Annotated in this window: 10 protein-coding genes; 9 read left to right on the forward strand and 1 reads right to left on the reverse strand. The window is 37.5% G+C overall.

Annotated elements, in window-relative coordinates:
* Positions 1-37: 37 nt before the first annotated feature.
* Positions 38-4015 carry a hybrid sensor histidine kinase/response regulator transcription factor gene (locus B9A18_RS02615; protein ID WP_159452588.1) on the reverse strand — a complete coding sequence of 1326 codons (3978 nt, stop codon included), beginning with the start codon at positions 4013-4015 and terminating at the stop codon, positions 38-40.
* Positions 4016-4321: 306 nt separating this feature from the next.
* On the opposite strand from B9A18_RS02615, the gene B9A18_RS02620 reads away from it, so the two are divergent.
* The 9 genes from B9A18_RS02620 to B9A18_RS02660 all read left to right on the forward strand — a co-directional run bounded on the left by B9A18_RS02620 (position 4322) and on the right by B9A18_RS02660 (position 19289).
* Positions 4322-5686, forward strand: a complete 1365-nt coding sequence (locus B9A18_RS02620; RefSeq protein ID WP_235005217.1) for a glycoside hydrolase family 88/105 protein — start codon at positions 4322-4324, stop codon at positions 5684-5686.
* Positions 5687-5695: 9 nt separating this feature from the next.
* A complete protein-coding gene (locus tag B9A18_RS02625) occupies positions 5696-6976 on the forward strand; it encodes a DUF2264 domain-containing protein (protein ID WP_084287104.1) in 1281 nt (426 codons plus the stop codon).
* 538 nt (positions 6977-7514) lie between these two features.
* Complete coding sequence (locus B9A18_RS02630; protein ID WP_084287105.1) at positions 7515-10496, forward strand: TonB-dependent receptor plug domain-containing protein; 2982 nt, start codon at positions 7515-7517, stop codon at positions 10494-10496.
* Positions 10497-10514: 18 nt separating this feature from the next.
* Complete coding sequence (locus B9A18_RS02635; protein WP_084287106.1) at positions 10515-12113, forward strand: RagB/SusD family nutrient uptake outer membrane protein; 1599 nt, start codon at positions 10515-10517, stop codon at positions 12111-12113.
* A 20-nt stretch (positions 12114-12133) separates the two neighbouring features.
* A complete protein-coding gene (locus B9A18_RS02640; protein WP_084287107.1) occupies positions 12134-12811 on the forward strand; it encodes a hypothetical protein in 678 nt (225 codons plus the stop codon).
* A 10-nt stretch (positions 12812-12821) separates the two neighbouring features.
* Complete coding sequence (locus B9A18_RS02645; protein WP_084287108.1) at positions 12822-13844, forward strand: DUF5007 domain-containing protein; 1023 nt, start codon at positions 12822-12824, stop codon at positions 13842-13844.
* Between the two features lie 35 nt (positions 13845-13879).
* The gene (locus B9A18_RS02650) at positions 13880-17035 is read left to right on the forward strand and encodes a SusC/RagA family TonB-linked outer membrane protein (RefSeq protein WP_084287435.1); all 3156 of its coding nucleotides are present in this window, start codon (positions 13880-13882) and stop codon (positions 17033-17035) included.
* A 12-nt stretch (positions 17036-17047) separates the two neighbouring features.
* Entirely contained in the window at positions 17048-18565 is a 1518-nt protein-coding gene (locus tag B9A18_RS02655) for a RagB/SusD family nutrient uptake outer membrane protein (protein WP_084287109.1), read from the forward strand.
* A 4-nt stretch (positions 18566-18569) separates the two neighbouring features.
* The gene (locus tag B9A18_RS02660) at positions 18570-19289 is read left to right on the forward strand and encodes a fasciclin domain-containing protein (protein WP_084287110.1); all 720 of its coding nucleotides are present in this window, start codon (positions 18570-18572) and stop codon (positions 19287-19289) included.
* Positions 19290-19309 lie beyond the last annotated feature (20 nt).

A 19309-nucleotide genomic window follows, 5' to 3' on the forward strand; every position in this document is an offset into this window, starting at 1 on the left:
AAGAAATTATGTGCGTTTAATAGAATGTGTTGGTAAATTACTCTGAAAAGGAGGGGGCATGGTATTGACTTGGAGGTACACCAAATTGTTTTTTAAATTCTTTAGTGAAATACTTACTGTCAAGAAAACCTACCAGATAAGCAATTTCTGATACAGGAAGGTTTTTCTGACTGAGCAGTTGAGCAGCTTTTTTTAAGCGTATGCTTTTCGAGAAATCATTTACGGTCATATCCGTAAGGGCCTTAATCTTTTTATACAATACCGATTGACTCATGCCCATTTTATCCGACAATATATCTACGCCGAATTCATGGTTTTCCATTCCCTCTTCAATGATCTGGATAAGTTTAGACAAAAATTGTTCATCCAGGTTATTTATGGTAATGTTTTTTGGCTCAAAAAGAAATTGTTGACGGTATTTGGCGGAGATTAGTTCTCTTGATTCCAGTATATTACGTACATTCAAGAGCAACACATGTTTACTAAATGGCTTGGTTAAATATAAATCAGCCCGCATAGCTAATCCGCTAATCTGATCAGACTGAGAGCTTTTAGCGGTAAGCAATATTACCGGAATATGGCTGGTTCTTTCGTCAGTTTTTATGTCTTGACAAAGCTCTAGCCCATTTTTGTTGGGCATCATGATATCACTAATAATCAGATCCGGAATTTCATTTTTTGCCATTTCCAGTCCGGTCAGCCCATCCACACTTTCTAATATTTTATATTCTTTTTCAAGAATGCTTTTTATTAGTGCGCGTAGCTTTGGGTTATCTTCTACAACCAGGACGCTGAATTTTCCCACTTCCCGGCCAGGATAATTGTCAGGTTGTAAAGTCTGCTCATCAAACTGATTGTGCTGAGGGTTGTGTAATACGGTTAGCGGCACTGAAGATGTATTTTGAGGATGGGAAATAGGCACTCTAATTGTAAAACAAGTATTCCCTTCTTCACTTTTAACGGATATGGTTCCATGGTGCAACTCGATAATACGCTTACTTAAAGCGAGGCCAATACCATAACCAATATTTTGAGGCTGTTCATCCAATTGGTAATAATTCGTAAATAACTTGTCATGGTATTCAGGTGGAATTTCCTTTCCGGTATTCGCTACACTTATGACTACGGAATTTGATTGCTTATCAATGGTCAGTATGATACTTCCATGTTCTGGTGTGAATTTTACGGCATTACTTAATAAATTGAAGACAACCTTTTCCATTTGGCCCTTTTCAAATGAGACAAGCAGCTCCTTTTCGACATGAAAGAATGATAAACTGATATGCTTTCTGGCACATACCTCTTTGAAGGAATCATAAATTTCCTCCAGGAAATCGATAATATTATGATCAGAGAAGTTTAATTTTAAATTGTTTGTTTCAGCCCTCCTGAAGTCCATTAACTCTGTGACCAACCTCACCAACCTGTCTGTGTTTTTCTTAATGTAAGTCAGCTGTTTGTTTACTTGTATATTACTTACGGTGTCCTCAATTACTTTTTCAAGTGGCACCATAATCAATGTTAAATGGGATCTTATCTCATGGGATACATCAGTGAAAAAATTGAGCTTTAACTGATGAAGTTCTTCATCTCTTTTTAAGAGCTGTCTAAGGTAAAAAAAGCGGACAAAGAAGAAGGTGATTATACCTAGCAAAATAGCATATATGGTATATGCCCACCAGGTTTTCCATAGTGGAGGTAAAATCTTTATTGAGATATTGACCGGTTCACTCCATATGCCATCATTATTTGCTCCTTTTACAGAAAACACATATTCTCCTGCGGGAAGGTTTGTAAAAGTAGCTTCGGGTAAATAGGTTTCATTCCAGTTTTCGTTGATACCCTGAAGTTTATAGGCATACTTGTTCTTTTTGGATTTGATATAATTCAGCAGCGCAAATTCAATGGTAAAGACATTTTGATCACTATTAAAGGTGAGTTTAGGACTAAATATGATGTTTTTTTGAAGTATTCCATCTTTTTCACCTGGTTTTTCTACTTTATGGTTGAATAGTCTTAAACCTATAAAACTCAAGGGAGCATGGTAATTATTCTGTTCAATTTCTTCTGGATTAAAATAGGTAATGCCATTTAGACCACCCAAATAAAGCGTTCCGTTTTCTGTTTTGTACAATGAATTGAAATTGAATTCATCTCCGGCCAGACCATCAGTCATTGTATAGGTTTGAAACGTTTTACGGTCTGGCTTTAACCTCGACAAGCCATTTATGGTACTAATCCACAAGTTTCGCTGTTTATCTTCAACAATACTCAGTACATTATTATTGCAGAGTCCATCTGTTGTGGTATATTTTGCAGTAATCTTTCTTGTTTTAGGACTATAAACCTGGAGTCCTCCATAATATAAACCGATCAATATATTACCATCATGGTCTTCGGCCAAAGTATTGAAAGTTATCGTTTCGAGGTCTTTTGGTCCAGAGCAGATGGTGCTGAAAGTTTGTTTATCCTGATGATACAAGAGAATTTCCTGACCCGTAACTATCCATAGGTACTTATTTCTATCTTCATAATACTTCTGAATGATTTTATCTTTAAAATACTCTTTGAAAATCGGTGGCGTGATATCTTTAAGAGTAGTTCCTTCACGTTGGTAAACCCGATTAACCCCTAGTCCACCAATCCATAATTTCTTTCTGGAATCTTCCAGAATAGTGGTTACGGCAGTGCGTTTAATTTCAAAATCATTCATTCCAAAAAGGAAACGTTTGAATTTACCGCTTGAGGGATCAAACAAATTCAATCCGGCTCCAGTGGTACCAACCCATAAGTGATTATCATTATCAATATACGTCGCTTTTAGGAGATTTGTGCTTAAACTTGTCGGATCTGCTGAATTATTAACGTAATATTTAAACCGCTGCGCTTGCCTATCGAAATAATTTAATCCTCCTCCTTCTGTTGCAAACCATAAATTCCCGTTGGCATCGCCAACAATTGAACGGATAACATTATGGTTTATACTGGTGCTATTGGCATTGCTGATTATCGTCTTGAACGTAGTTTTGACACCATAGGAAACACTTACCCCTCCAAAATAACTGCCTACCCATATGGTACCTGTTTTATCTTCAAAAATACCATAAATGGAATTCTGGTTCAGACTCAAAGGGTCATCAATATGATTCTGGTAATTTGTAAAGCTATTTTTTTGTGTATTGTATATACTTATCCCTTCCTGTGTCCCGATAATAAGATTACCATCCTTATTCAGGATCATTTTTCTGATGGAGTTATGTGGAATACTGTTTTGATTGCCACTCTGGTGAACATAATGCTCAAAGGTTTGTGAGGCGCGGTTAAAACGGTTAAGTCCGCCTGTTCTCGATGCGATCCAAAGGTTTCCCTTGTGGTCTTCTACAATAGACTTGACAGGTCCGTCACTTATACTGTTCAGATCGCCTGGTAAATGTCTGAAGATTTCGATGGCTGAGATTTTTTTGTTGTATCGAAACCTGATCAACTCCTTATTTGTACCAATCCACATATATCCCTGCGTGTCCTGGTAAACGCTCAAGACTTCAGGGCTCATCAACCCGTCGTCTAAACCTAATTTATCTACGTTTACAAATGCGTTTTTTTGTCCGTTGCCTAACACGTATAGACCTTTATCTGTGCCAACCCATAGATTATCATTCGGATCTTCATAAACGCATGATACATTAGGTCGTATTACTGCCTTTTTTTTGTAAAAATTTATCCGCTGAAAATTATCAGTTACCGCATTATATTTGTTTAAACCTGTTGATGTACCTACCCATAAGGTTTTTCGGTTATCACAATATAAGGTATTGATATAGTTGTTGCTTAAAGATGTTGTATCACCCGGTAGCGATTTGTATATCTTAAAACGTGTCCCGTCATATCGGTTCAAACCATATCTGGTAGCAAACCACATGAAACTATAACCATCCTGAGTGATATCAAGAACTGAACTCTGCGAAAGTCCATCGCTGACTTTTATGGAATTAAAACTTAGCTTTTGGGCATTCACATAAAAAAATGGGCTAGAAAAAAACAGGATAAAGACTGTTCGACATAATCCCGAGTTCAGATGGTTGTGCATTTGGCAGAAATATTTGGAAAGAAACCACTCTAAATATAGGGCTAAAAACCTTAATAGAAGCGGAAAAATAAAATATTCTTCCATTATCAACAGGATTACCCACCGTCGCTTTAGACTGATTACATCATTTTTGTGTTTCACATCTGTAAGTTTTAGCCGACAGATAGAAATGAATTCTGTATTCTTTTCTTGTGAGAATTATCAACATAAAACCGAATTAAACCTTTGATGCAAATGTACAAACGAACATTTTTATCCGTTTTGATCCTTTTCTGTTTTGGGACAGTAATTGTGAAGGGACAGAATGAGATATTGAAAACGGACTCCTCTTATTTATTAATGCAGAAAGTTGCTGATTGGCAATGGAACACCCTTGAAACTAATGGCTGGAAAAATCATAAAAAGGATTGGACCAGTGGGGCCATGTATACCGGCATGATGGCCTGGGCTAAGCTGGCTAATGACGAAAATTATTATCATAAGTTAATACAAGTAGGTGTAGATAACAAATGGGATACAGGTAAGTACAGGCATTTTGCAGATGATTATTGCGTAGGTCAACTTTATTCGCAGTTGCATACGATTTATAAGAAGCCGGAATATATTCAGAAGTTTAAAGCTTTAGCGGATACCATTGTTACACTACCACATTCGGAAAGTCTGGAATGGAAAAATGGAATTTATACCCGCGAATGGGCATGGTGTGATGCTTTATTTATGGGGCCACCGGCTTTGGGTTATTTAGCGCAAACGACAGGAGATTCCAAATACCTGGATAAATCAATAGCCCTCTGGTGGAAATCTACTGTTTATTTATATGATAAGGACGAAAGCCTTTACTATAGAGACAGTCGTTACTTTAATAAGAAGGAAAAAAATGGAACTAAAGTATTCTGGAGTAGGGGTAATGGTTGGGTAATTGGAGGTTTAGCACGTCTATTGTCAGTAACTCCTGAAAATCATCCGGAACGTAAAAAGCTGGTAAAGCTCTATGTAAAAATGTCGGAGAAGCTGGCTTCACTGCAACAGGCAGATGGAAGCTGGCATGCGAGTTTGCTGGATCCGAATAGTTTCCCTGTAAAAGAAACAAGCGGTACTGGCTTTATTTGTTACGCGATGGCCTGGGGTATTAATAATGGCCTTATTTCTTATAAGAAATATGAGCCTGTAGTTTCTAAAGCATGGGCTGCCCTAAAATCTTCAGTACACCCTGATGGAAAGTTAGGATTTGTACAAGCTCAGGGCGCTGCTCCTGATAAAGTTGGATATGATGATACAGATGTATATGGAGTAGGTGCTTTTTTATTGGCAGGCAGCGAAATCATCCCTATGTACATAAACCATAAAAAGGATGTGTTTGTAACAGAGATATACAATGAAACCTCATTAGAAAAAGAGCAAACAATTGAGGTTAAATGGGAGGATTTATCTAGAAAGCTAAAAAAAATTAGTCCCTATAAATTAGTACTGAGAGATGGGGCGTCCGGGTTGTTGATCCCTTCGGAAGTAGAATATAGTGGTGAAAAACCGCAATCGCTTCGCTTTACTGTAAAGGTCTCGCCTGGGACAAATAGAATTTTTGAAGTTAGTAAATCATAAAAAGAAATAATGAAGAAATTTAAATTCGCGTTTTTGCTTGCGGTAATATCTTTTACCGTCAATACTTCCCTTGTTGCACAACAACAACAACAACAACAACAACAACAAAAGAAAAAGAAGTCGTCTACAGTCGTTAGCGGGGCTCAGGATCGTGAGTATTGGGCAAATTTATTATATAAAATATCGTCGCCGATAATACTTAATCTGGCTAATGGGACATTAAAACAGCATATGCCTGTTGAAGTACCTCCAGGGCAAAAGACTGATTTTTTTAAAAAAGTAACCTACCTGGAGGCGGTAGGGCGTACAATGGCAGGAGTTGCACCATGGCTTGCGCTACCTGATGATGATACAAAGGAAGGGGAGATGCGTAAAAAGCTACGTATAGCGCTTTTAAAGGGAATTGCAAACGCTGTTGACCCGGCTAATCCTGATTATTTGAATTTCAGGACTGAAAGTCAGCCCATAGTTGATGCGGCTTATATGGCTCAGGCCTTTTTAAGAGCACCAAAGGCATTATGGGAGCCTCTCGATGCGGTTACCAAAGGCAGGATAGCAGAGGAGTTTATGGCCTTGCGTACCAGAACCGGAGCTTATAACAACTGGTTGCTTTTCGCAGGAATCAATGAAGCATTTTTAATGAGTATTGGAAAGCAGACTGATCCGGTACGTATAGAATTTGCCAAAAGAAAAATTATAGAATGGTATCAGGGCGATGGCTGGTATAGTGACGGGCCTAGTTTTAGTATGGATTATTACAATTCTTATGTTATCCATCCGATGCTGGTTGATTTTTTTAAAGTATTATCAGATAAAAAAAGAGTGAATGTGGAGGCATATGACACTGCGGTAAAACGTATGATCCGTTATTCGGAGTTTTCTGAGCGCATTATAGGGCCGGATGGAACTTATCCGCCTATGGGCAGATCTGTAACTTATCGTACTGCAGCGTTTCAGGCTTTGGGCCAGGTCGCATTAATGGATAAGCTACCTTCAGGGATTAGTCCGGCTCAGGTTCGCTGCGGAGTAACAGCGGTGATGCACCGCATGTTCGATCAGTACAACAATTTTGATAAAGACGGTTGGCTGGTTCTAGGTTTTTGTGGCGCTCAGCCTGGTATTGCTGATGGATATACTTCAACTGGAAGTCTATATATGGCAACGCTTGGATTCCTGCCTTTGGGCTTGCCTGCAGACCATAAATTCTGGACAGATCCGGCAGCAGACTGGACTTCGAAAAAAGCCTGGAGCGCACAACCATTTAAGAAAGATTACCACGTAGAATATTAGTTGTTGGGATAAACCTTCATTTAAAATAAGATATTCCTACATATTAAACAGGATTGTCGGTGTTACGTACCAATTAATAGCCTCAAATTTACACTAAACCATTGATTATTAGAATCAATTTTAAACCTAACCAGTTATTGTATGACCTTGAAATGTTTGACTCGTATTAACCAAATTATTAGAAGCGTATGAAGAATGTTTACCTAATAAAAACAAAATATCCCCCTTTATAAACCGAATTACCTACCCCCAATTTAAGAGGATAATTTCATTTTTGATCTTAACCAAAGGACATAAACTGAAAGTTCGTTATCTGAATAATGCAAGGAATTTTTAAACCAACCAACCAACCAAAACCCAACCAAACCAAAACCAAACAAATATGACAAAAACAACTACTCTTTTCCCAAAAATGGGCATTTTCAATAAAATACTACTTCACGATTAGTATTTCTCCAATAATCTCACTCGAGTAATTTCTTATTGGTATTTAACATTCAGGATTTTTTTAACACTAAACTTTAATTAAACTATTAAAATGGTTAAAATTTATACAAGCGTTTCTTTTACCTTGTTTTTATCTGTTTTTGGATTACAATCTTTATACGCCAGCAAGACCGGGTATAAGATGCCTGATAAAAGCTATTTTATCGTTCAACAAGATACTACCAAGGCCAAAAAGGATTTATCCAATTCCATTAAAACTGATACAATTGGTCAGATGGTTAAGGCACTGCAGAAGTTTAAAACTGTACGTGATACGATTAATATTCGTTCATCTGCTTCGGTCCCGAACCTGTCGTTGCAACAAATTATTAAAGGAAATTTAGCTGGTGTTTATGTGCAGGAGCCAAATGGTGAACCAGGAACTGAACAAAGTATGCTGGTACAGGGTGCATCAGGGTTATTATTTACAAAAAGAGACATTTATGCGTTACAGCCCGCAGTTTATTTAAATGGTGTTCCGTTAGTTCAAGACAATCCCTTTGCTTTTGATGTACAAAAATACGATTACAACAGGATTGGCCCTGCTACAAATTTGCTGTCGCAAATTGATATAGATAACATACAATCTATAGCTGTAGTGAAGGATCCTTTGGAATTAGCTAAGCTAGGTCCAAATGCGGCCAATGGTGCTATATACATAGTTACAAAAAATGCCAGAGGAGGGCTGAGAGACATCAGCTTAAATTCTTATTTCGGTTTTGTAACTGCACCTAATGTAAACACAGTTAATGGTGTTTACGAAAATAATTTCAGGAAGCCTTTCTATCAAAAATATGCATCAGCAGAAAATTATGCTGATTATGCATCTTACCTAAAGGATTCGACCAATACTTCATATTATGGTCCATCAAATTGGAATGATTTATACTATAAAAACACGCCAATTGTTTCTGCCAATTTAGGAATTACCGGCGGTGGTGATAGAGCCAATTTTAGATTTTATGGTTCAGGTACTGAAAATGCTGGTAATGCCGATGATACAAAAATCAATAGGTACAATTTGTTTTTTGGTATCAATATGGCACCATTCAAATGGTTTACTATTTCCAGCACAGTAAATGCGGCCCGTTTAGATAGATTTAGAAATAAGAGTTTAAGGGATCGTTTTGCTGAAACAAGGTATATCCCCGATTTATCAAGTCCGTTGTCTCCAAATTCGTCTATTTATGGAGGTTATCTTACTGAAAACGAAAAGAACGTAGATAACAACCGCTCTTCAATTTTAAATGGTAACCTGGTATTAAGTGCTAAGGTGAATAAAGTTATCATTTCATCAAGCTTAATTTTTGATTACAATGAAGGTGTCAGAGATTATTTCACGCCATCAACGCTTATGGATGGGGTAAGTTATGTTTCCAACTATTTCGGTTATAGTCAGCGTTTATCGGTAAATAATACAGCTTCTTATAAGCTTGAAATTAATGCTAAGCACACTGTTGATTTTGAAATTGGACAGAGTTTACAGGGAGATACTTATAAATATAATTATGCCAGGGCCTACAATGGACCGAGTGATTATGTGAAATTAAATTTGGTCGACGGAAATTCCGGAAGTGGTGACTATTTGAATACTTTGGCTGCAGGAGGTTTTTACGTTTTCAGGTATATAGATAAAGAAAGAAATAACTTGATGTCATTTTTTGGCGCTGCAAAATACAGCTACAAAAACCTGTTGGATGTAAGTTTGCTACTAAGAAGAGATGGATCATCAAATGGGCAACCGGATAGCAGATGGGTAACCACTCCAGCTTTTAATGCTGATTTCAATCTTAAGGAACAATTCTTTAAAGATAATACTGTTTTTGGTAAACTTAATATTAGTGCAGGTTGGGGAAGAAATATTAGGATTTTTCTTGATGACAGATATGCTGCCGGACCTCAGTACCGCTCGGAAAACGGATGGTTTGAAGAACCTACTATACCTGGTTATGGTGGTAGGTTAGGAATTAACAGACCTTATGAAAGTGGATTTATCGGTTATGGCATAACCTTACCTTATGCTGAACGGACCAACATCACCTTAGATGCCTCTTTCTTCAATAATAGAGTTAATGCGGCAATTACAGCCTATAATAGAGATGATAAAAACCAGATTATTGGGATGCCTGTGCCATTTGAGACCGGTTATGGTCTTAATCATAGATCAGGAATGAACATTAATAATAAAGGTTTAGAATTGATGTTGAATAGCTTAGTGCTCAGTACGCCTAATGGTCTGAGTTGGAATACTATAGCTAATGTAAACTATAACAAAAACGAGCTTAAAGCGTTGCCAGATGGTTTAACTGAAGTAATCATTGGTAACAATAAACTTGTTGTTGGCAAGCCGGTTGGTAGTTTTTGGTTGTATACCAACAACGGTATCTATAATACTAATGCAGAAGTTCCGGCAGGAAGAACATTTAACGGCATAGAAATGAAAGCAGGAGACCCAAGCTGGGTTGACTACAATGGAGATAACAGAATAGATGGTAAGGATAAAATCTTAACCGGTGATAGATTGCCGAAATTTGTAGGCGGTTGGAATAATACATTAGCTTACAAAAGTTTCGATCTGAATTTCAATTTCATATTTGCTTTAGGTCATAAAGCGATTAATCAATATGAGGCAACCCGTTATGGCTTTATTAATCGTGAGGCAGGTAACGATATTAATTCTGTTAAAGAGGTTTCTTCATGGCAAATATTCGACAATGAAAAAGCTTATCCTATTTATAACCCCTGGAGTGATGTTGATGCCTACCGGGTAGACCAAAGTCTATTCCTGGAGAATGCGTCATATATGAAATTGAGATCGGTCACTATAGGTTACGATTTTGGTAAAACTTCATTGTTTAAAAAAGCAGGTGGTAATTTGAAAAGGGCATATTTATATGCAACCGCAATGAACGTATTGACAATTACTGATTTTTCAGGTGCAGATCCGGAGCTGGTGAATTATAACGGGTATTATGATGGTGCTAATTTAACTATCCCCAGAACGTTCGTCTTAGGTTTTAAACTGGATTTATAAAATAATTATAGAATTAATATGAATTATATAATCAATAAAAGAAGTAGTTTCAACAAATCTTGTATTGCAATTTTTGTACTACTAATCAGTTTCGGGAATTTTTCATGCAAGAAAATTGACGATGTATCATCTATACGATTAGCTACAGAAGAAACCAATTGGAAAACTTTGGAAGATGCCAGAGCCAATTTATTATCTATATATGGTTTACTTCGTTCAGCAACAGTTGCCGATAATGCACACTGGTTAATGGGGGATTTAAGACAAGGTGATTTCGCTATTACCAACCGTGTAGATTTAAAGGCTATTGTAAATGGAAAGCTAAATGCGACCTATCCGGTAATTAATAGAATTACAAACTGGAGAGCGTTTTATGCCGCAATAAATGCAGCTAGTCTTTTTATAGAAAGATCAAAAGAGATCCATGCGCTGGATCCTCGTTATACTAAATTGAACAATGAGGTAGATATTGCTCAGGCCAGAATGCTTCGGGGCTTTGCTTATTTTTACATGAGCAGAATTTGGGGGGATGTGCCCTTGTTAACCTCCTCACATGATGGTGAATTTGTGAAGCTTCCAAGAACGTCTCAACAAAAAGTTTTGGCTTTTGCTACGAATGAGTTGCTGGCTGCTGCAAAGGTTGTACCATTTAGATATGGAGGAACTGATCCAATAATGCCTGGCTTATACTATGGTGCTGGCTGGACTGCATGGAATGGTGTCCTTTTTACCCGATTATCAGCATATATTATTTTGGCTCACATTGCTGCCTGGCAAGGAAACTATATGGATGTAGCAAATTATTCGAAATTCGTATTAGACAATCAGTCTACTCAGGTTTCTGTAGATGGAGCAAATTCATTAAGTTATATTAATATACAGGCATTAACGGAAAATGAAAATAGCAGTAGTCCATTTGCTTATAAAAGGGCGAATTTAATGGTTGGTTTTCCTTTTGAAGCGGGTAATGGCTTAGCCACAGCCAACGGACATATTGAGCAGTTGACTTTAGCGGCTCCATTTATTCCAAAAGCAACGCCTGAAATGTTTGTGACAAAAGATAGCATCAATAAGATATTTCCGATTCCTGGAGATCTGCGCTATAGCATTAATCCATTGACCGGTATATACAGGACAAATTATTTTTATAATTCCGAATCAGAAAGACCAATTTTCAATAAAATAAAAGTTATTTATCCATCCAATACTTCAGGAGATGTGACTTTATTCAGTTCTTCAATGGTGTTTAGTCGTATGGAAGAGATAACCCTGTTAAGGGCTGAGGCATTAGCTGTTTTAGGACAAAAAGACGAAGCCTTGATAGCACTAAATAAGGCTAGTAGTTTGAGGGGGATTACCTTAATCTCTTCACCTACGACAGATTTAATAGCTGAAATTTTTGGAGAAAGAAGGAGAGAGCTAATGGGTGAGGGCTGGAGATGGTATGATATCGTAAGGTATAACAGGATTAAAAATTCTAACCAGGTTTTTGCGACTAAAAATGGTCAGCAGATGACCTTTAAACAATTTGAAGCAGCGGGGGGGATCTATTGGCCAGTATCTCAAGATGTAATTAATGCAAATTCGTCAATTACCCAAAATTCTTATTGGCAATAACTCACCTAATCAGATATAGAATGAAAAATTTAACAAATAAAAGAAGCACATTTTTTCTCTTAGGGCTCATTTGCTTATGCTTTGTTGCATGTAAAAAAAGCGAATCGCGTTATTACGACTATGTTAATACGGTTCAAACGTTTAATGGTACAGCCATGGATTATCTTAAGGCTCAACCGAAAGGCACCTTTGATTCCTTATTGCTGGTATTGGATCGTTATCCTTTTCTACAGGATTCATTGAGAACAGCGCAATTGACACTTTTTGCGCCCGTTAATAAAAATTTTGAAGGAGCAATTAAATACCTGAATCAGGTGCGTAAAGGCCAAGGTAAAGCACCTTTATATTTAGCCGATGCAGATATTAATGAGTTGGGATTCATGCTTTGCAAGTACATCATTAGAGGAAATAGAACAACAGACGCTTATGTAGGTAATCTTGATGGGATATTGTTGGAATCAATTATAACCAAGTACCCTATGCATGCCAGGTATGAAAAATTGAGCTCTGCGGGTTATCAGGGAGGAGGAGCAGCTGTATTAAATTTCAGTGATCCCTTTTTCTCTACTTTTATCACCGACTGGATTACTACTACAACTAATGCTGTAAATATCAAAACAAATAATGCCACCATTAACATCTTAACACCGATGCACAATTTTGGCTTTGATGAATTCACGTTAAGATTGAATAACTAAATAGGACCCAATGAAAAATATTCAATATACATTACAAATAGCATTAACTGTATTAATGGGCGGTGTACTATTATCGTCGTGCAGAAAGAATTTGCCAACGGAAAGGCTTTCAATAGCCAACGATACACAATACACCGAATATTCGTATCAACCGGTTTTGGGTAGAAACACATTGTTTGCCAATAACTTTCAATATGGAAACTCCAGCAGGCCATTAGATTTCAAAATTGTAAACATGAGAACTTTTAATGGAGAGCCGGCACCTGAGTTGACGAAAAATTATCCTGTAACCGTTTGGAAAACAGCTTATGATGGTGGAGAACAGTCGCTGGCGGAGATTGAAGCTAAGCGAACCATAGAAAACCACCCCTTATTTGAGGTAAGGCCACACTCTGGTGAGTTTATCATGTGGGCTGCCGCGAATTCAAATATGATTAAAGCGCAGCCAGATTCGGGTTATGTTTTTGACGTGGAAATGTCCAATTCAGGAGGAAGAAAGTATTTTCAGAATTTTCGTTTACGTCCTTTACGTGAACGCTCATATGAACCATCAAATTTAGACCCGGTTACAGGCCAGGGCACCTCGGTATCTGTTAACCCAACAAGTGTATCCATTACCGGTGAGCGGGGGCAGCCGTTCAATACAAGAGATGATGTGCAGGTCTTATTTAAAAAAGCAGGAAATGGTAATAGTTTAACGATCAAATTTGTCGATACATTATCTAATCCAATCAATCCTGATAAGTTTGAAAACACAGATTGGAAAAATTTAGTGCATGGTTTTAACATGGTTAAGGATGCTACTAAAGTAAGGTACGATGTGGCTTATCCAATTCCTTGTAGCGCTTATCCAACCAGGTACACCACTTCATCCGGTGAGCAAGCCAGAATGGTTTTCAAATTTGACAGACTGGGATTTGGTAATGTGCTTCAGCAATGTCATTTGGCCTTAAACTTTAATATATATGAAAAGGGCGACTGGGAGATTACATTCTGGTTTAAGAGGGATAAACCAAAATTTGATAATGATTAATGGAACAATATAAATTAACACAAAACATATTTCCAATGAAGTATTTTTACACCATAGTTATTTTATTGATTTTTGGTTTGCAAGAGCTAGCTATAGCTCAACAACGCATAACTGTAACCGGCGTAGTACATGATGGCTCGTCAAAATCAAAAGAAACAATACCTGGAGCTAACATCACTAGTGGAGGCGTTTCAGTAGGTAGTACAGGATCGGATGGTAAGTTTAAAGTTTCGGTGCCAGGTAATGCATCCTTAACTTTTAGCTATGTTGGTTACACCCCGGTTACGGTAAAAGTTAATAACCGAACTAACATTAGTGTCTCTTTAGTTACTGATAGTAAGGCACTAAACGAGGTGACGATCAAATCAGGTTATCAAACTAAAACTAAGACATTAAATACAGGTTCTGCGGTAACCATTTCCGGAAAGGACATTCAAGGTCAGCCGGCGGGTGATGTAATGTCTCTATTACAGGGTAAGGTAGCGGGTTTGAACATACAAAATAATAGCGGTGCTCCTGGTTTTAGAGGTAGTGTAACGATTCGTGGTATTTCAAATATCAATGTATCCGGATCTGGAAACTCATCATTTCTAACCCCAACATCCCCATTGTTCGTAATCGATGGCGTACCTGTGGATGACAACAGTAATTTTTCATATGGCTTTCAGCAAGCAGGACCTGGTGTATCTCCGGCCTCTCAGATTCCACCTGAGGATATCGAAGATATAACGGTTTTGAAGGATGCGGCTGCAACAGCACTTTTTGGATCAAGAGGAGCTTACGGGGTAATTATGATTACCACTAAACGCGGTAGTTCCAAAGTCCCGGTGATTCGCTACAACGGATCGGGATTTATGTCAAGTGTTCCTCAATTACGTACCGTGATTGGAGGTAAGGACGAACGTTTACTAAGGATTGATCAAATTCTTCGTTACGATACTTCGGCAAACCACGCCATAGATTTAATTAATTCTACACCTTTTCTGGCTGATAGCTTAAATGCTTATTATAATAACTCAACAGATTGGCAGTCTTATTTTTACAGGCCTACGTTTAACCAAACGCATAATTTAAACATGTCCGGTGGTGACTTGAACTTTAATTACAAAGTAGCCTTGGGTATTTACGATGAGAAGGGAATCCAGGAAAACACAGGCTATTCCCGCTATAACCTGAATATGAATATGACTTACAGCCCGAGTCGAAAGTTTAAACTCGAAGGTCAGCTAAACAACTCCATACAAAAGCAGCAAACAGGAAGTGGAAATGGACTTCAAAATGCCGGAGTAGCTACAGGGGGTAGTTCGTCTTCGCTGTTACCAGCCCCTTCACTTTACTCTTCGGTTAACTCCGTATTGGGGGCCTTAACTACTGATAATGACAATAAAGTATTGATTACCACGGCCACAGTGAATGCTGAATACGAAATTTTAAAGAACTTTAAATTAGCGTCATATCTAAATTATAACGGACAATCATCAACGAAAGACAATTTTTCTCCGGCGCTATTGAATTCAAATCAATCGGAGTATTATACCTATAATGATAGATCGACAACCTTATATAATCGTAATCAGCTTACCTATGTATATGCACTTAAAGAAAAGGGAGAAGATGCTCATAATTTCTCACTTTTTGCATTCTCTGAGTTAAGATCCTCATTTTTTAAGGCTGATGCGATCATGAATGATAAAGGTGTGAATGACCAGTTGAGAGGACCATTAACCGTTATGAGCAGTTATATCTTATCCAAGGGTGGAACGATTAGGTACAATGATCTGAGGACCATCGCTTTTGCAGGTGCATTCTCTTATAATTATAAACAAAAATATGTATTAGATTTTAACTACCGTGTTGACGGGCTGTCAACTAATGGCCCTAATGCGGGTTATAAGAAAAACCCCGCCATTTCGGTAAAATGGAATTTCGATAGAGAGAAATTTTTAGATGGCGTATCCTGGCTGAATTACGGTGATATTCGTTTAAGTTATGGTTCTAATATTACACCAAACGGAGATATTTATCAGGCTTATGGTAAATATTATGGTGGTGACCGTTATAATAATAGTAACACCATCGTATCAGATTTGAATTTCCTACCTAATTTAAGTCTGGAGCCAACTAAAGCAACCACTTACAATGCAGGTTTTGATTTGGGTTTGTTTGATAACCGGTTCACTATCTCCATGGATACTTATTATAAGCAAACAGACAACATATTTCAGGAGAAAGTATTATCTGGTTCAAACTCATTTAATACGATTGCCTCAACAGAAATTAGTAATGTTAACTATGGATGGGAATTTCAGGCTACCGGACGCCCACTAAATAGCAGCAGCCCTTTCAAATTAACCTTAACTGGTACATTGGCCATTAACCGTGAAGTATTAGCTGCACTTCCTGATGGCTTACGTGAAAAAATTTATTATGATACTTCATTAGGTCAGGATATTTATTACAGGTTAGGTATTAACTCGTTATCAAATTACTTGTATAATACGAAGGGTGTTTATGCTACGAATAAACAAGTTCCTGTAGATCCATTAACGGGTTTGCCATACCGTGTTGGTACAAATGCACTGCTAAATTATTTCAAAGCGGGAGATCCAATATTTACTGATTTAGATGGTAATTATGTGTTAAACGAATTTGATAGAGTAATAGCGGGAAATTCACAACCGCAGGTAACAGGAGGATTTACTTCCCTGTTTCAATATAGAAAATGGAGTCTGGAAGTAAATACATCGTTTACCTTTCAAAGAGACATTTTAAATAACAGTCTGGCTGCTCAATTTGCTTCATTTGGTACGCCAACTAAATTGGGGAATATAGTGCCATTATCTGAGTACAACTATTGGGCTAATGCTGGAGATGTCGCAACTTATGGAAATCCGTTAGACTTTGTGAGGGCCTCGATAATAGATCCTTTTAGATATTCTCAAACCATGTTCCAGGAAGATGGATCTTACATTAAGCTAAACTCAGTAAAAGTATATTATAACGTTAATCAGGCATTTACCAAGCGGTTTGGTATGAATAGGGTAAGTGTGAACTTTACAGCTGCCAACTTAGGTTTTATAACCCGTTATTCGGGACCAAATCCTGAAAATGTAACGGCATTAGGTAGAGACTATGCAGGTGGATATCCACTTGCCAAACAATTTGCATTAGGCTTAAACATAGAATTTTAATTTTTTGATACAATGAAAAATATTAAATATTTACTAATGGTAGCGACCCTGTTATTTGTGGTCCCGGGGTGTAAAAAATTCCTAAATGTAACACCGATTGATGCTTTATCCGGAAATAATTTTTGGCAAACCAAACAAGATGTAGAAGGCTTTACAAATGGTATTTACTCAAGATTGAAAAGTAAAATAGGTGGAAACGTAATGATGCCGGCCCTTGATATCAGAGGGAATTTTGTCAAAGTAGTAGGTACCATAGAAAGCGACGGAAACAATGTGTTTAATCGCTTGATTTCGAATAATCTAAAGCCGATAGTTACTGCTACCACAACCTATGATAACAGATTAAAAACAATTATGAACTGGGATGCCTGGTATGATATCATTGCAGCAAGCAATATTTTATATGTTGAGGTTGATAAAGTCCCATCTACGAGCTTATCAGATCATGATAAAAAGAGGTATAAAGCTGAGGCCGTTTTTATGCGCAATTTAAGTTACATGTTTCTTTGTAAATTATTTGGTGATGCAATTTACTATACGGAAGCTTATCATAGTAAAGCCCTGGCAAGGACACCACAGCTGGAGGTGATGAAAAAATGCATTGCGGATATGAATGCGGCAAAAAATGACTTGCCAACAGCCTATACAGAGAGTTCATTAATTGGTTTTAGGCCAACTAAAGCAAGCGCTGTAGCATTGTTGATGCATTTAAATATGTGGGCAGCCGCCTGGGAAACCAAGGATAAAACCGATTATTACAGATCTGTTTTAACATTGGCTGAGGAAATGGCCACCTATACAAACTATTATTTGTTGCCAATTAATACAAGTAATACGATGAAAATTTTTAAGGGGCGAACAGCAGAAAATCTATTCGGTGTTTTACAGGATTATAATTACGGAGAAACGTTTGCCGCTTATGCCGGTTACTCTTATTTCTTTTCTCATTATCCTTACCGGGGTTCAGTTACTAAAACGACTAGTTTTATGACCTATGAAAAGGATTATATCAATAAATTGTTTCCTTCAGGAAGCGCTGATGAGCGACTTTCAGCCTGGTTTGAAAATTACAATGCAGATAATAATACTTTCCAATTCAAGAAATTCATTAATGTTTATGCAACCGGATCAGGCTCAAATTTAAATGTAAATAGTGATGATAGCGCTATTATCTTCAGGTTACCAGACGCCTTATTGCTTGCCGCAGAGGCCGCAGCAGAGTTAGACGATGACTTAAGAGCCCAGGGGTATGTAAATCAAGTAAGGAGTGCAGCTTCGGCGACTGCGTTTACCTCGTCCGGACAAACGCTAAAAGATGATATTTATGCAGAAAGATGTAGAGAGTTGATAGGTGAAGGACATTTTTTCTTTGATCTTGTAAGGACTAAAAGAGCTGTTAATACAGAATATACAAAAAACCCGATTAGTGTTGGAAACTTTAATAGCGGGGCCTGGACCTGGCCGTTAACCATAAGTGCCACTGAGCGTGCTGCAAATCCTAAATTAGTTGGTAATACCTATTGGAACTAAAAATATGAAAATACAAAACATTAATAAGGCATTCTTTCTCGTGTTAGCGACTGTGCTGCTATTACTCTCTAGCTGTAAAAAGTATTACTTCGATTCAGGTAAACATGATCCAAAGTATAATGGAACGGTATTACAGTATCTGAAATCAAAGCAGTCTTTTTTTGATAGCACGCTAACAGTAATCAATTTGGCAGGTATGGATGATGTACTGAGTAATGAAAAGGTTACTTTTTTTGCGCCGCCAAGTGGTTCGGTTTTTAAATCTATCAATAAATTAAACCGGTATCTAAGAAATACGGGTAAGGACACGGTTTCTCAACTCAGTCAGATAAAACCTGAAGTTTGGAGAAATACTCTTTCTCAATATATTTTTAAAGGCACTTTTCTATTGAAAGATTATCCTCAAAGAGATACAATTGCTTATTTGGCTTATCCAGGACAGAACTATACCTCTTATGGGGGACGTATCATGAATGTTGGGGCAATATTTAATGATGCAGGAGGTGTTGTTTACGCTGGTTATCGTCAATTATACCTGGCTTATATTCCTGATTTGTCTAATCCACAGGTTGCATTGCAGAACAATCCTGTTGCAACATCAGATATTCAGACTACAAATGGTGTAATACATGTGTTGACTAAGCTCAAACATGGTTACGGATTTAATGGGGATGCATTTATCGATCAGGTAATTTCCGCCGGAATTTTGCCGCCAACACTTTAGCTAATTGAGTCATTAATTTA

Origin of the sequence: Pedobacter nyackensis (genome assembly GCF_900176505.1) — a bacterium.
In the GTDB taxonomy this organism is placed as follows: Bacteria; Bacteroidota; Bacteroidia; order Sphingobacteriales; family Sphingobacteriaceae; genus Pedobacter; species Pedobacter nyackensis.

What these genes read in the sequence shown, in the direction of transcription:
- B9A18_RS02625 (WP_084287104.1), top strand. Translation starts at nt 5,696, where the DNA reads ATGAAGAAATTTAAATTCGCGTTTTTGCTTGCGGTAATATCTTTTACC.
- B9A18_RS02645 (WP_084287108.1), top strand. Translation starts at nt 12,822, where the DNA reads ATGAAAAATATTCAATATACATTACAAATAGCATTAACTGTATTAATG.
- B9A18_RS02655 (WP_084287109.1), top strand. Translation starts at nt 17,048, where the DNA reads ATGAAAAATATTAAATATTTACTAATGGTAGCGACCCTGTTATTTGTG.
- B9A18_RS02660 (WP_084287110.1), top strand. Translation starts at nt 18,570, where the DNA reads ATGAAAATACAAAACATTAATAAGGCATTCTTTCTCGTGTTAGCGACT.
- B9A18_RS02640 (WP_084287107.1), top strand. Translation starts at nt 12,134, where the DNA reads ATGAAAAATTTAACAAATAAAAGAAGCACATTTTTTCTCTTAGGGCTC.
- B9A18_RS02635 (WP_084287106.1), top strand. Translation starts at nt 10,515, where the DNA reads ATGAATTATATAATCAATAAAAGAAGTAGTTTCAACAAATCTTGTATT.
- B9A18_RS02630 (WP_084287105.1), top strand. Translation starts at nt 7,515, where the DNA reads ATGGTTAAAATTTATACAAGCGTTTCTTTTACCTTGTTTTTATCTGTT.
- B9A18_RS02650 (WP_084287435.1), top strand. Translation starts at nt 13,880, where the DNA reads ATGAAGTATTTTTACACCATAGTTATTTTATTGATTTTTGGTTTGCAA.
- B9A18_RS02620 (WP_235005217.1), top strand. Translation starts at nt 4,322, where the DNA reads ATGTACAAACGAACATTTTTATCCGTTTTGATCCTTTTCTGTTTTGGG.